General features: G+C 71.2%; 12 protein-coding genes. 7 read left to right on the forward strand and 5 right to left on the reverse strand.

Features of this window, described 5'->3' with window-relative positions:
* Position 1: 1 nt before the first annotated feature.
* Positions 2–1,651, reverse strand: coding sequence for a glycoside hydrolase family 13 protein (locus ACIRB1_RS21255; protein ID WP_352180000.1), 1,650 nt, complete (start codon positions 1,649–1,651; stop codon positions 2–4).
* A gap of 180 nt (positions 1,652–1,831) precedes the next feature.
* On the opposite strand from ACIRB1_RS21255, the gene ACIRB1_RS21260 reads away from it, so the two are divergent.
* Positions 1,832–2,764: an LAETG motif-containing sortase-dependent surface protein gene (locus tag ACIRB1_RS21260; RefSeq protein ID WP_403466578.1), complete on the forward strand. Its 933-nt coding sequence runs from the start codon at positions 1,832–1,834 to the stop codon at positions 2,762–2,764.
* A gap of 98 nt (positions 2,765–2,862) precedes the next feature.
* Here ACIRB1_RS21260 and ACIRB1_RS21265 read toward each other — a convergent pair whose 3' ends face one another.
* Together ACIRB1_RS21265 and thrS are read right to left on the reverse strand one after the other, a co-directional pair.
* Positions 2,863–3,822, reverse strand: a complete 960-nt coding sequence (locus ACIRB1_RS21265; protein ID WP_403466579.1) for a nucleoside hydrolase — start codon at positions 3,820–3,822, stop codon at positions 2,863–2,865.
* Between the two features lie 88 nt (positions 3,823–3,910).
* On the reverse strand, positions 3,911–5,170 hold the full coding sequence (gene thrS / locus ACIRB1_RS21270) for a threonine--tRNA ligase (protein ID WP_403466827.1): 1,260 nt from the start codon (positions 5,168–5,170) through the stop codon (positions 3,911–3,913).
* Between the two features lie 593 nt (positions 5,171–5,763).
* On the opposite strand from thrS, the gene ACIRB1_RS21275 reads away from it, so the two are divergent.
* Positions 5,764–6,261 carry a VOC family protein gene (locus tag ACIRB1_RS21275; protein WP_403466580.1) on the forward strand — a complete coding sequence of 166 codons (498 nt, stop codon included), beginning with the start codon at positions 5,764–5,766 and terminating at the stop codon, positions 6,259–6,261.
* Positions 6,262–6,325: 64 nt separating this feature from the next.
* Positions 6,326–7,195, forward strand: coding sequence for an IS982 family transposase (locus ACIRB1_RS21280; RefSeq protein ID WP_403466828.1), 870 nt, complete (start codon positions 6,326–6,328; stop codon positions 7,193–7,195).
* Positions 7,196–7,268: 73 nt separating this feature from the next.
* On the opposite strand, the gene ACIRB1_RS21285 is transcribed toward ACIRB1_RS21280, so the two are convergent.
* Positions 7,269–8,201, reverse strand: a complete 933-nt coding sequence (locus ACIRB1_RS21285) for a LysR family transcriptional regulator (RefSeq protein ID WP_403466581.1) — start codon at positions 8,199–8,201, stop codon at positions 7,269–7,271.
* Positions 8,202–8,336: 135 nt separating this feature from the next.
* On the opposite strand from ACIRB1_RS21285, the gene ACIRB1_RS21290 reads away from it, so the two are divergent.
* Together ACIRB1_RS21290 and ACIRB1_RS21295 are read left to right on the forward strand one after the other, a co-directional pair.
* Complete coding sequence (locus ACIRB1_RS21290) at positions 8,337–9,152, forward strand: 3'(2'),5'-bisphosphate nucleotidase CysQ (RefSeq protein ID WP_352179995.1); 816 nt, start codon at positions 8,337–8,339, stop codon at positions 9,150–9,152.
* A gap of 60 nt (positions 9,153–9,212) precedes the next feature.
* The gene (locus tag ACIRB1_RS21295; RefSeq protein ID WP_403466582.1) at positions 9,213–9,809 is read left to right on the forward strand and encodes an NADPH-dependent F420 reductase; all 597 of its coding nucleotides are present in this window, start codon (positions 9,213–9,215) and stop codon (positions 9,807–9,809) included.
* A 110-nt stretch (positions 9,810–9,919) separates the two neighbouring features.
* Here ACIRB1_RS21295 and ACIRB1_RS21300 read toward each other — a convergent pair whose 3' ends face one another.
* Complete coding sequence (locus ACIRB1_RS21300; protein ID WP_352179993.1) at positions 9,920–10,354, reverse strand: MarR family transcriptional regulator; 435 nt, start codon at positions 10,352–10,354, stop codon at positions 9,920–9,922.
* A 55-nt stretch (positions 10,355–10,409) separates the two neighbouring features.
* On the opposite strand from ACIRB1_RS21300, the gene ACIRB1_RS21305 reads away from it, so the two are divergent.
* Together ACIRB1_RS21305 and ACIRB1_RS21310 are read left to right on the forward strand one after the other, a co-directional pair.
* Positions 10,410–11,264 (forward strand): SDR family NAD(P)-dependent oxidoreductase, encoded by an 855-nt coding sequence (locus tag ACIRB1_RS21305; protein WP_352179992.1) that lies wholly within the window; start codon positions 10,410–10,412, stop codon positions 11,262–11,264.
* 169 nt (positions 11,265–11,433) lie between these two features.
* Positions 11,434–13,191, forward strand: a complete 1,758-nt coding sequence (locus tag ACIRB1_RS21310) for a RecQ family ATP-dependent DNA helicase (protein WP_403466583.1) — start codon at positions 11,434–11,436, stop codon at positions 13,189–13,191.
* The last annotated feature ends 121 nt before the right edge of the window (positions 13,192–13,312 follow it).

Raw genomic sequence — 13,312 nt, forward strand, 5'->3', positions numbered from 1 at the left:
CCTACACCCCGAGCCACACCGTCGTGTCCGGCGCCAACCGCCGCTCCCCCGCCGCCGGTTCACTGCTCAGCAGCAGTTCCCCCGGCGGCAGGGCGACCGGCACGTCCGACAGGTTGGTGACACAGCGCCAGCCGTCGGAGCGGGCGAAGTGCAGCACCCCGGGCGGACTGTCGGCCCAGGTCAGCGCCTCCCCGTCGAGCAACTTGCGGCGCAGTCGCAGCGCGGTGCGGTACAGCTCCAGGGTCGAGCCCTCGGTCCCGTCCTGCGCCTCGACGGAGTACGCCGCGAAACTCGCCGGCTGCGGCAGCCACGCGGGCCCCGCCCCGAAGCCGTACGACGGCCCCGCCGTGGTCCACGGCAGGGGGACCCGGCAGCCGTCGCGCCCCTTGTGGGTGTGGCCCTGCTGTTCCCAGATGGGGTCCTGGAGGACCTCGACGGGCAGGTCGGCGACCTCGGGCAGACCGAGTTCCTCGCCCTGGTAGACGTACGACGAACCGGGCAGCGCCAGCATGAGCAGGGTCGCGGCCCGGGCGCGGCGCAGGCCCGCCGCCGGGTCGACCGATGGCGTGCGGCCGTTGGAGAGCAGCCAGGTGTTCGGGTCGGTGCCCGGCGGGAGCATCAGGCGCGAGGCGTGCCGTACGACGTCGTGGTTGGAGAGCACCCAGGTGGCCGAGGCGCCTGCCGCGCGGGCCGTGGCGAGCGAGCCGGTGATCACCTCACGCAGCTGCTCCGCGTCCCAGCCGGCCTCCAGGTACTCGAAGTTGAAGGCCTGGCCGAGTTCGTCCGGGCGGGCGTAGAGGGCGCGGCGGGCGGCCGGTACCCAGGCCTCGGCGACCGCCATGCGGGGCGGGGTGTAGGCGTCGAGGACCGTCCGCCGCCAGTCGCGGTAGATCGCGTGGACCTCGTCGCGGTCGTAGTACGGGTGGCTGCCGGGCGGGATGGAGTCGAGGACGTCCTCCGAGTTCGCCGCGATGGGGCCGATGTCGCGGAGCGGCTCGGTGAGGTCCTTGGCGAGGGCGTGGGCGACGTCGACGCGAAAACCGTCGACGCCCCGGTCGGACCAGAAGCGCAGAGTGGTGCGGAAGTCCTCCCTGACCTCCTCGTTGTCCCAGTCCAGGTCGGGCTGTTCGGGGGTGAAGAGGTGCAAGTACCACTGCCCGTCCGGGACTTGACGCCACGCGCTGCCGCCGAACACCGACGGCCAGTCGGTGGGCGGGAGTTCACCGTGCTCGCCGCGGCCGTCCCGGAAGACATAGCGTCCGCGGGCGGCGGAGCCGGGCGGGGCGGCCAGCGCCTCCTGGAACCAACTGTGCTGCCGCGAGGTGTGGTTGGGCACGATGTCGACCATGACCTTCAGGCCGAGCCGGTGGGCTTCGGCGACCATCGCGTCGAAGTCGTCGAGCGTGCCGAGGCGCGGGTCGACGTCGCGGTAGTCGGCGACGTCGTAGCCGCCGTCGGCGAGTTCGGACGGGTAGAACGGGCTGAGCCAGAGCGCGTCGACGCCGAGCGCGGCGAGGTGGCCGAGGCGCTGGGTGATGCCCTTGAGGTCCCCGAGTCCGTCGCCGTCGGCGTCGGCGAAACTGCGCGGATAGACCTGGTAGACGACGGCTTGACGCCACCAGTTCGGGTCACGGGAGGACAGGTCGGTCACGTGGTCTCCTTATGAATTCCCGCTGCGCTTGCGGAAGTTGACAGTCAACTTCCGGTAGACCCACGATGTGCACACGCTGTGGCGCATGTGACCGATGAGCCCGGTGTCACTGAGCTTCTTCGCCTCTCCGCCTGCGTGCTCCACCACCCTCCACACCTCGCATCGCCAGATGGGATCAGTATGTCCATAGCCAGTCGTGTCACCGTGCGCCGTCTGTTGGGGACGGGCGCCGCCTCCCTCGCCCTCACCGCCGCCTCCGTCGGCGCGGCGTCCGGGGCCTGGGCCCATGGCGCCGGCGGTGACGGCTGGGGCTCCGGCCACTACCGGCCGGGGTCCGGCGCCGGCACGGTCACCGAGACGGAGGGCTGCCAGTTCTCGCTGAACGGGACCGACTTCTTCCCCTCGGTGAAGGTCGACGACCAGAACCTGAAGCCCACCGACGACGGCAAGATCCACATCAAGGTCCGCACCGCCGGCGACGCCTCCACCTGCACCGCCTCGCTCGCCTCGTACACCGCGCACGGCCCGACCTTCGCCACCTCCGGACAGCAGGTCTTCGTCGACTTCGACACGGCGACCGTGAAGAAGGGCCAGACGGACTCGCTGGACATCTCGGTGCCGGACGAGGGCTGCTTCGCGCAGATCGACCTCTACCGCGGCGCGGTGAAGTTCGACGGCAACCCCGCCGCCGGTGACGGTCTCGTCCACGGCGACCTGCCCAAGGGCCCCGACCACACGGTCATCAAGGACAAGCTGATCGCGGCCTGGAACGGCGGCACGAAGGACTGCACGACCAAGGAGTCCCCGTCCCCCTCGGCCCCCGCGTCGGTCCCCCCGTCGGCCCCGGAGTCCACCCCGCCCGCCTCCGAGTCCTCGACCCCGACCCCGAGCGCGTCCGAGTCGACCCCGGAGTCCACCCCGACCCCGGCCGCCTCCGGCTCCAGCAGCGCCCCGGCCGCGGCGCCCTCCCCCAACGGCGGTGGCGGCGGTGACCTCGCCGAGACGGGCGGCGGCAGCAACACCGGTCCGCTGGTCGGCGGGGCGGCGGTGCTGCTGGCGGGCGGCGCGGCGATCGTGGTCGCGACGCGGCGTCGGCGGGCTTCGCACTCGTAGCGGCACGGTCGTCCACGGCGGGTGGCTCGCAGGATTCCCCGAGCCGCCCGCACGCGGGTCGGGGATGCACCCCTAGGAGCGCATCCCCGACCCGGCCGCTACCCGGCGACTGTCTCCAGCCACAGCTTCACGTACCGCTCCACATCCACGTCCAACCCGACGTCCACCAGGGCCTGTTCGCGCAGGCCGTCGTGGATCTCGGACTCGCCGTGACGCGCGCGCCGGTCGACGATGGTCTGGCCGCGGGACGGTCCCGGGGCGAGGGAGACCTCGACGGGGAGGAGGCGGGTGGTGAGGCCGCCCGGGTCGGCGACCGCGCAGACCGCGCCCGCGTCGCCGAGGCCGCCGGTGGGGGTGGGGCCGGCGGTGACGGCCGGGTCGCGGTGGGCGAGGAGGGCGCCCGCGAGCTTCAGCCGGGGCTCCGGGCTCTCCCGCAGCCGCTGGATGTCGGCGGCCTGGACCTGGACCCGCTCGAAGACGTCCAGGCCGTACATCGTGATCGGGACCCCGGCGGTGAGCAGGATCGCGGCGGCCTCGGGGTCGTGCCAGACGTTGAACTCCGCGACCGGCGTGGCGTTCCCGACCGCGACCGCGCCGCCCATGAACACGATCCGCTCGATGTTGCGGGTGACCTCGGGAAACGTGCGCAGGAGCAGCGCGATGTTGGTCAGGGGAGCGGTGGGGATGAGCGTGACCGGGCGCGGCGAGGCGAGGATCTCGCGGCGCAGCAGGGTCACCGCGTCCACGTCGACGGGCGTGCGGGTGGAGTCCGGCAGCCCCATGTCGCCCATGCCGTCCTGGCCGTGGACGTGGGCGGCCGAGCGCGCCGGTTCGATCAGCGGGCGGGCCGCGCCGCGGGCGACGGGGATGTCACCGGCGCCCGCGTGGTCGAGGACGATCAGCGTGTTCCGTACGACCTGGTCGACGTCCGTGTTCCCGGCGACGCACGTGACCGCGCGCAGGTCGAGGCCCGGGTGCCGGACGGCGAACAGCAGCGCGAGGGCGTCGTCGACCCCCGTGTCGCAGTCGATGATCACGGGAATGGGCTGACCGGTCACGTCAGGCTCCTCTCTGGGACGGTTCGGCGTTTCGGCGCATCAAGGCAGTCAGAGCAGTCAGAGCAGTCAGGGCCGTTCAAGGGTGACCTTACGCATCCGCCCACAGCGCGGTGCCGCGCGCCTCGACCCGGGCGCCGATGTGGTGCAGCAGTTCGGCGGGCGCCAGCGGCCCGATCCGCCGCCCGTCCCGCAGCCGTACGGCGACCAGGCCGTCGGCGGCCTCCCGTTCGCCGATCACCGCCTGGTACGGGGTGAGGCGGGCGGCCCGGACACGGGCGCCGAGGCTGCCGTCGCCGGGAGCGGCCACCTCCGCGCGGAGCCCGCTCTGCCGGGCCCGACGGAGCAGCTCGTGGGCCGGGCCCGCCTGCGCCTCCGACACCGGCAGGACGGCCAGCTGCACGGGGGCGAGCCAGGCCGGGAACGCGCCGCCGTGTTCCTCCACGAGGTGGGCCACGGCCCGTTCCACGCTCCCGATGACGCTGCGGTGCACCATGACCGGCCGGTGTTTTCCGCCGTCGGCGCCGATGTAGTGCAGGTCGAAGCGTTCGGGCTGGTGGAAGTCGATCTGGACGGTGGAGAGGGTGGCCTCGCGGCCGGCCGCGTCGGTGATCTGGACGTCGATCTTCGGGCCGTAGAAGGCGGCCTCGCCCTCGGCGGACTCGTACGCGATGCCGGATTCGTCGAGGACCTCGCGCAGCAACGCGGTGGCCCGGCGCCAAAGGGCTTGATCCGCGACGTACTTGCCGCCCTCGCCCGGCAGGGACAGACGGTGGCGGGAGGCGCGGATGCCGAGGTCGACGTAGGCGCGGGTGATGAGGGCGAGGGCTTCGCGGGCTTCCTCGACGACTTGGTCCAGGGTGCAGAAGATGTGGGCGTCGTTGAGCTGGATGGCCCGGACGCGGGTGAGGCCGCCGAGGACGCCGGAGAGTTCGGAGCGGTACATCGCGCCCAACTCGGCGATACGGAGGGGTAGTTCACGGTAACTGTGGGAGCGGGAGCGGTAGATGAGGGCGTGGTGGGGGCAGAGGCTGGGCCGCAGTACGACGTCCTCTGCCCCGAGCTTCATCGGCGGGAACATGTCGTCGCTGTAGTGGGACCAGTGGCCGGAGATCTCGTACAGCTCGCGTTTTCCGAGAACGGGCGAGTACACGTGGCGGTAACCGGCGGCCCGCTCCAACTCCCTTACGTACTCCTCCAGTTCATGCCGGACGAGCGCACCGTCGGGAAGCCAGTACGGCAGTCCCGCGCCCATCAGGGGATCGGTGTCGAAGAGGCCGAGTTCACGGCCCAGGCGGCGGTGGTCATGCATGGCGGGGTTCCTCGCTCTGCGGCTGGCGGGGCGAGGAATCCGGCGACGTCGAAGCCCCGGGGCACTCGCCCCGGGGCTTCGACATGAGTCAGTGGTCAGCACGCCGGGACAGGGTCCGGCGTCGTCGTCCAGACGGACGGGAACGGCTTGGCGCGCTTCATGCGGGGACCGTAGCAGTGGTGGGTTGGTTCCGGCGACGGGATTTGCCGGGCGGGGACGGTCTGCCGACGCGGTGGCCTCCGGCGGTTTTGCGGGTGCGGGTTCGGTGGGGGCCGGTCGCGCAGTTCCCCGCGCCCCTGGGGGGTGACGCTCCGCGGGGTTTGAGGGGCTGGCTTCCTTGCGGTTTTCGGGTGCGGGTTCGGTGGGGGCTCGTCGCGCAGTTCCCCGCGCCCCTGGGGGGTGGGGCTTGGGGCGACCTGGGGGGTGGCCCCCTAGACGAATGAGTCCCATGTCTGGCGGGCTCGTCCCGCGGGTTCCTTCCGGCCGCCCATCGATGGCTTCCCGGTCCCGCAGCGGGGGCGTGGCCAGGCGGGACGGCCTGCGGAGTGGTATTTAGGACCGGAACTGACCTAGATGGGAGTTAGCGTCATCGCCGCGTTGAGGCACTCGCACGCACCCCAGGAGGCAGTCAGATGTCCGTCAAGCCGGTTCCCCAGGGCTACAGCACCGTGACGCCATGGATCATCTCGCGCGACACGGTGCAGCTCATCGACTACATGAAGAGGGCCTTCGGCGCGGAGGAGCTCGCGTGCCTTGCGGGCAAGGACGGGGCCATCGAGCATGCGGAGGTACGGATCGGCGACTCAGTGGTGATGATGTTCGACGCGCGGCCGGAGTGGCCGCCGACCCCTGGCTTTCTCCGCCTTTACGTCGAGGACGCCGACGCCGTGCACCAACAGGCCGTTGCGGCCGGCGGCACCTCGGTCACCGAGGTCACCCATCTGTTCTTCGGAGACCGGGTCGGGCGGGTACGCGATCCGCTGGGCAACCTGTACTGGATCCAGACCCGTGTGGAGGATCTGAGCCCGCAGGAAATGGAACACCGCATCGCCGACCCGGAGTTCACCAAGGCCATGGAGTACGTCCAGAGCGCCGACTTCTTCCCCGCCCGAGAATCCAACCTCGGTTGACGTTCAGGAGCGAGAAGAGGATGGCCAAGATCGTTGTGTGGCGAACGAGAACTTGGATACCTTGCTGACCGCACTGTATGTGAAGATCGATGACGAGCAGGGGACCGACCGATGGATGGGCAGGCCGCCACGGCTGACGGACTCTGAACTCATCTGCCTGGCGGTGGCACAGGCCCTGCTCGGCTTCACCTCCGAGGCACGCTGGCTGCGGTACGCACACGCACACCTGGCTTCGATGTTCCCGTATCTGCCGCAGCAGTCCGGGTACAACAAGCGACTGCGGGCCGCATTGCCAATGGTCAAGAAGGCGATACGGACGCTGGCGGCGGACACGGACTTCTGGTTCGACAACCACTGGATCGTGGACTCCACCCCCGTGGAGTGCGGGCGTTCGCGGTCGACGGCGAATCGGTCGGAAATGGCTGGCTGGGCCGGATACGGCTACTGCGCCTCCCACTCCCGCTTCTTCTGGGGCCTACGGCTGTACCTGGTCTGCACGCCGACCGGAATGCCGATCCTGTGGGCGCTGGCGAATCCGAAGCTGGACGAGCGAGAGGTACTCCAGGCCATGCTCGATGTCGAGGAGGACCTGATCGCCAGTCGGCCCGGCCTGCTGCTGATCGCCGACAAAGGCTTCGCCTCCAATGAATTCGAGAACGACCTGGCCATGCGCGGGATCGAACTGCTGCGGCCGTCGTTCAAGCGGGAGAAGAAACACAAGGGGGAGCCTCTCCTGAAGCCGGTGCGGCAGCTGATCAAGTCTGTGAACGACACCCTCAAAGGGCAGCTGGACCTCGAACAGCACGGCGGACGCACCTTCGAGGGCGTCGACGTCCGCGTCGCTCAGCGAGTCCTCGCGATGGCCGCCGCGATCTGGCGAAACCACAAGACCGGCGCCCCCGCCATGCGGTCGCTGGTCGCATTCGATCACTAAACACATCGGACTCATTCGTCTAGGGCGCGGGGAACTGCGCGACCAGCCACCCACGGACCCGCACCCGGCATCCCTAGGGGACGGGATCGGCGCTGTGGTCGAGGGTGCTCGCCGCGTCGGTCAGGGCGGTTCGGGCCAGGGAGCGTAGCCAGATGTGGGCGGGGTCGGTGTCGTAGCGCTGGTGCCAGGAGAGGTACACCGGGGCCGGCGGGAGGTCGAGCGGGAGGGGGAGCAGGACCAGGCCGAGGTCCGCGACGGCCGAACGCGTCGTGGCCTCGGGCGCCGTGATGACGAGGTCGGAGCCCCGCGCGAACTCGAACGCGGCGCTTTCCGTGGGCGCGGTGACCACCACACGTCGCGCGAGACCGAGGCGCGCGAGGGCGTCGTCGAGGACGTTCGCGAGCCTGCCGCGCCGCGAGACGCTGATGTGATCCGCCGCGGCGTACCGCGCGGCGGTGACGGCCTCGACGCGGGTGAGCGGATGCCCCCGCCGTACGACGACGACCTGCCGGGTCTCGGCCACTCGTTCGGCGTGGATCTCGGGCGCGGTCGGTCGCCCGGCGTCCGAGGCGAGGTCGACCTCGCCGCGCCGCAACTCCGGTGTGTCGACGCTCGATTCCGCGATGAAGCGCAACCGCACACCGGGTGCCTGCTCGCGCACGGCGGCCAGCAGCGCGGGCCCGCCGAGGGCGACCAGCGCGTCGTGCCAGCGGAGCGTGAAGGTGCGTTCGAGCGTCGCGAGGTCGAGTTCACGGCTCGGCGCCAGCACCCCCCGGACCTGCTGAAGCAGATCGTGCACCTGCTCCCGCACGGCGATCGCGTACGGCGTCGGGGTCATCGTGCGTCCGGTGCGCACCAGGATCTGGTCCCCCGTCGTACGCCGGATCCGGCCGAGGCTGCGGCTCATCGCGGGGGCGGTGACGTGCAGGCGGTCAGCCGCACCGGCCACGCTGCCTTCCTCCAGCAGCGCGTCGAGCGCGGCGAGCAGGTTCAGATCCAGTTGCATGAGAGTAATCCTAGCCGTGCTTTACATGCACTTGATGTTAACGATGGCCTCTCCTACCTTCGAACTGCGGGCGGGAACGCACCAGGTTCTCGCCCGGTCGACCTCGATCCCCGCAGCTCAGACAGGAGCACCGCCATGTCCGAATCGATCCAGGACCGCGCCACCACCTCCGACGCCGACCTGCTCGCCCAGACCGAGATCGCCGTACGTACGGCGGGTGCGGCGCTGCGGGACCGCTTCGGGGACGTGGTCCCCTACCGGACCTTCGACGAGCTGATGCACGCGCTCGCCGCCAACGACGACGCGGTCCTCGACATCCTGCGCCCCCGCCTCACGACCCTGCGCCCGGACGCCCGCTGGGTGGAGGAGGAGTTGGACGGCGGCGCTCTCCCGGCCGGCGAATGGTGGGTGGTGGACCCGGCCGAAGGCAACGTCAACCATCTGCACGGCCTGTCGGACTGGGCGGTGACCGCGACCCTCGTACGCGACAACCAGCCGGTGCTCACCGTGGTCCACCTGCCGATGACCGGCGAGACGTACACCGCGCTCACGGGCGCCGGCGCCCACCTCGACGGCCGGGCACTGCACGTGTCCCGGACCCCGGAACTCGGGCTGAGCATCGTGGCCACGAGCCAGGCCAGGCCCGACGAGGACGAGAAGGTCGTACGGCGGGTCGGGGCCTCGATCACCGAGATGCTCGTCGACGCCCTCGTGGTGCGGACATCCGTGCCCGCCACCCTGCATCTGCTGAACGTGGCCGCCGGCCGGATCGAGGCCTTCTGGCAGTTCGCCGGAGCCCGCGCGGACCTGCTTCCCGGGGTCCTGCTCGTCACCGAGGCCGGCGGGCGGATCTCCGACGTCGAGGGCCGCCCCTGGACTCCGGAGAGCGAGAGTTTCCTGGCCGCCGCACCCGACGTGCACGCCGACGCGGTCGCCACGCTCTCCCGCTGAGCCCCTCCGGCACCGAGGAACAACCGAGGAACGACCGAGAAACAGAAGGAACGGATCGACATGAGTGACATCACCATTCTCGGCGGCGGCCGCGTCGGCAGCGGCCTGGCCACCGCCCTCACCCGGGCCGGACACGACGTGACCGTGGCGCCCCGCTCCCCGGACGCCACCGCGGACGCCGTACGGACGGCGCACATCGTCATCAACGCCACCCCGGGCGCGGGCTCGCTGGAGCGCCTCGCCGCGCTGCGCACGGAACTGCGGGGCAAGATCCTCGTGGATGTCTCCAACGCCACCGTCGACGGACCGGACGGACTGCCCGCCGACCTGCTGTACCCCGGTTCGAGCCTCGCGGAGCAGCTTCAGGAGGCGTTGCCCGAAACGCTCGTCGTCAAGACGCTCAACACGATGCTCCACACGGTGATGACCGAGCCCTCCTCGCTCGCCCAGCCGCCCACCGCGTTCCTCTCCGGCGCGGACCCGGAGGCCAAGCAGGTCGTCCGCGCGCTTCTCGTGGACCTCGGATGGCGGCAGGAGTGGATCACCGACCTCGGCGGGATCGAGACGGCGCGGGCCACCGAGGGCGCGATCCTCTTCGTACCGCATGTCATCCGATCCAGCGGATTCGCGCCCTTCGCGATCTCGATCGCCCGCTGATCAGGGCCCAACTCCAGGCCGCACGGCCCGAGTTCGCCCACTGATCAAGGCCCACCTCCAGGCCGAACGGCCCGAGTCCCGCGAGGAGGGCATGGCCCGGCTCTCCCCGCTCAAGCCCCGTCGGCGATGGCGTGGACAGCGGTCCAGAAGGCCTCCCCGTTCGCTGTGGCCTGGGACAGCAGTGCCCGCCGGACCGCGCGCGCGTGAGCGGGCCGGGCGGCGGCCAGGGTGCTGCGGCCGGCGTCGGTGGCGGTGATGACGCGGCGTCCGCCCGGCCCGTCCTCCCGGGCCAGCAGACCCCGCTCTTCCATGCGGGAGAGCTGACGTGACAGCCGGGCCCGCTGCCAGTCGAGCATGAGCCCCAGCTCCTGCTGCGGCATACGGCCGCCGCCGTTCTCGATCACTCTCGACAGGACCGAGAAGTCCGGCACGGACAGGCCGGAAGCGCTGTGGATCTCGGACGCCACGGCGGCGCTGACGGCGTCGTTGGCCCGCTTCCAGGCGACCCACTGCGCCATCTCGGCGTCATCGAGGGGTGTGGTCATGTGCTCACCGTACATGCGGGTTGCCATGTAAACACGCAGGAGGCATGCTGTTTACATGGAAACAGCAGAGAGAACGACAGAGAGAACAGAAGCGGGAACAGAAGCGGGAACTGGAGAGGAAGCGGCGGAGATCGTCCACAACGTCCTGATCACCGGCGGCAGTTCCGGAATCGGCCTCGGCCTGGCCAGGCGCTACCTCGGGGCCGGACACCGTGTCCTGGTCACCGGTCGCAGCCCTCGCAAGCTGGCCGCTGCCGCCGAGGAGCTGCCCGGCCTGGAAACTCTGGTCAACGACATCGCCAGGCCCGAGGGGCGCGAGGAACTGGCCGCCCACACACGGCAGTTCATGCCCGATCTCGACATCGTGATCAGCAACGCCGGAATCCAGCGGCGCGTGGGGATCGCCGAGGACGACGCGCCGTGGACCGAGGTCCAGCACGAGATCGACATCCTGCTCGCCGGGCCGGTCCACCTCTCCCGGCTCCTCGTGCCGCAGCTTCTGGAGCACGGCCGCCCGAGCGTGTACGTCAACGTCACATCCGGCGGCGCCTTCCTGCCCCAGCCCTTCGCACCGCTCTACAGCGCGGCCAAGGCAGCCGTGCACAGCTACACCGTGAACCTGCGCCACGCGCTCCGGGACACCCCGTGCCGAGTGGTGGAACTGATCCCGCCGGCCGTGGCCACCCAGCTCGCCGGACCCGGCCCGAACCACGGGGCCGACCCGGACGAGTTCTGCGACACGGTCCACCCCTTGCTGGACGGAACGCACCCCGCCGTCGGCTTCGGCGCGACCGCGCAGCCGGACTTCACCGAACGCCTCGCCACTGAGCACCGTGCCTTCGAACGTGCCTCGACCCGCTTCGATGTGCCGCTCTACGGAGGTGACGGCACCGTCGCCGCAACACGCTGACGTGGCCTCACCGCCCGCCACCCGCGCACCGGCGAACCGCTCTCCGCCGCCGCTCCCGCCCGCGGCCACGGCGTCAGCACGGGCGACCGCAACGCGTGAGGCGATATCGCGGCGAACCGGGGTAGCCGCCAGACACACGGCGGTTGGACGCCCCCTTTCAAGGAGAGCCATGTTCGCACTCACGGCCCGTCGTCTGCGCGGCACAGCCCGACGAGTCTTCGGCTGGCAGCACCTGCGCCCGGCCCAACTGAGCGCGATGAAGGCCGTGATGAAGGGGCGTGACGTACTCGCCGTCATGCCGACCGGCGCGGGCAAGTCCGCCGTGTACCAGGTGCCCGCGGTCCTGCTCGGCGGTCCGGTCGTGGTCGTCTCGCCGCTGATCGCGCTTCAGCGGGACCAGATGCAGAGTCTGCTCGGCTCCGGCGCGCTGCGTACCGCCGCCGTCAACTCCGCGCAGCGCAAGAGCGACAACGAGACGGCCTGGGCCCGCATCAGCGCCTCCTCGGTCGACGTGGTCTTCCTCGCTCCCGAGCAGCTCGCCAAACCGGACGTCACGGACCGGCTCGCCGCCGTCCGGCCCCGGCTGCTGGTGGTGGACGAGGCGCACTGCGTGTCGTCCTGGGGGCACGACTTCCGGCCGGACTACCTACGGCTGCGCCACGCGCGCGAACGGCTCGGCAACCCGCCGGTGCTCGCCCTGACCGCGAACGCGGCCGCCCCGGTACGGCGGGACATCGCCGAACGCCTCGGCATGCACGACCCGGTGGAGATAGTCGCCGGCTTCGACCGTCCCAACATCCGCCTGGAGGTGTCGTCCTTCCAGGACGCCGCCGCAAAGGAGCGGTTCGTCGTGGAGCGGGCGGCCGTGGAGGAGAAGCCGGGAATCCTGTACGCGGGGACGCGCAAGGCGGCCGACAGCTACGCCGAGCAGTTGAGCGACCTCGGACTGGCCGCCGCGAGCTACCACGCGGGCCTCTCCGCCGCCGAACGCCGGGCGGCCCAGGACCGGTTCAGCTCCGGTGAACTCGACGTGGTCGTGGCCACCTCGGCGTTCGGGATGGGCATCGACAAGGCGGACGTACGGTTCGTGCTGCACGCGTCCGTCCCCGGCTCGCTCGACGCCTACTACCAGGAGATCGGCCGGGCCGGCCGCGACGGGGCACCGGCCAGGGCGATCCTCGCCTACCGCCCGCAGGACCTGGGCCTGCAACGCTTCTTCGCCACCGGCGCTCCCGACGCCGAGGCGCTGCGCCGCGTCGCCGAACACCTGCGCGGCGAGGGGGCCGCGGTGAGCGCGACCCGGCTGCGGGCCGAGTGCGAACTCGGGGCGACGGCACTGTCCGCCGTGCTGAACCTGCTGGAGGAGACCGGGGCCGTCCGTACCGGACGGGACGGCAGCCGCTACGTCGGCACGGATGACGATGTCGACGCCGTGGTGCGGAGCGCCCTCGACGTCCACGCGACACACGTCAAGCTCGAACGGTCCCGGGTCGACATGATGCGCGGATACGCCGAGGCGACCGACTGTCGACGACGTTTCCTGCTCGGATACTTCGGCGACTCCGGCCCCGTCCCGTGCGGGGGATGCGACAACTGCACGGGTCCGGTGACCGCGCCTGCGAGCGGGCCGGGGCGCGAGCGGGCCGGGGACACCGGCCGGCCCGGCAAGGCGACCGCACGGCAACGCCGGTGGCCCCGGACCGGTGCCCGCCCGACCACCACGGCGGGCGCGGTCCGCACGGCCGAGCCCGACGCACCCGACCACGCCTATCTGCCGGGCGTCCGTGTCCGGCACGACCAGTGGGGCCAGGGCGAAGTCATGAGCGAGGGCGACGGCAAGATCACCATCCTGTTCGAGTCGGTCGGCTACCGCACCCTGTCCCTGGCCGTAGTAACAGACAAACAACTACTCGTCGCCCTGCCCTAGAGATGCCGGGTGCGGGTCCGTGGGGGGCTGGTCGCGCAGTTCCCCGCGCCCCTAGGGGACCACCCCCCAGGTCGCCCGAAGCCCCACCCCCCCCCCCCCCCCAGGGGCGCGAGGAACTGCG

This window comes from Streptomyces sp. NPDC096013 (assembly GCF_044763565.1).
Classification (GTDB): domain Bacteria; phylum Actinomycetota; class Actinomycetes; order Streptomycetales; family Streptomycetaceae; genus Streptomyces.

What these genes read in the sequence shown, in the direction of transcription:
- ACIRB1_RS21260 (WP_403466578.1), top strand. Translation starts at nt 1,832, where the DNA reads ATGTCCATAGCCAGTCGTGTCACCGTGCGCCGTCTGTTGGGGACGGGC.
- ACIRB1_RS21275 (WP_403466580.1), top strand. Translation starts at nt 5,764, where the DNA reads ATGTCCGTCAAGCCGGTTCCCCAGGGCTACAGCACCGTGACGCCATGG.
- ACIRB1_RS21295 (WP_403466582.1), top strand. Translation starts at nt 9,213, where the DNA reads ATGAGTGACATCACCATTCTCGGCGGCGGCCGCGTCGGCAGCGGCCTG.
- ACIRB1_RS21310 (WP_403466583.1), top strand. Translation starts at nt 11,434, where the DNA reads ATGTTCGCACTCACGGCCCGTCGTCTGCGCGGCACAGCCCGACGAGTC.
- ACIRB1_RS21305 (WP_352179992.1), top strand. Translation starts at nt 10,410, where the DNA reads ATGGAAACAGCAGAGAGAACGACAGAGAGAACAGAAGCGGGAACAGAA.
- ACIRB1_RS21290 (WP_352179995.1), top strand. Translation starts at nt 8,337, where the DNA reads ATGTCCGAATCGATCCAGGACCGCGCCACCACCTCCGACGCCGACCTG.
- ACIRB1_RS21300 (WP_352179993.1), bottom strand. Translation starts at nt 10,354, where the DNA reads ATGACCACACCCCTCGATGACGCCGAGATGGCGCAGTGGGTCGCCTGG.
- ACIRB1_RS21285 (WP_403466581.1), bottom strand. Translation starts at nt 8,201, where the DNA reads ATGCAACTGGATCTGAACCTGCTCGCCGCGCTCGACGCGCTGCTGGAG.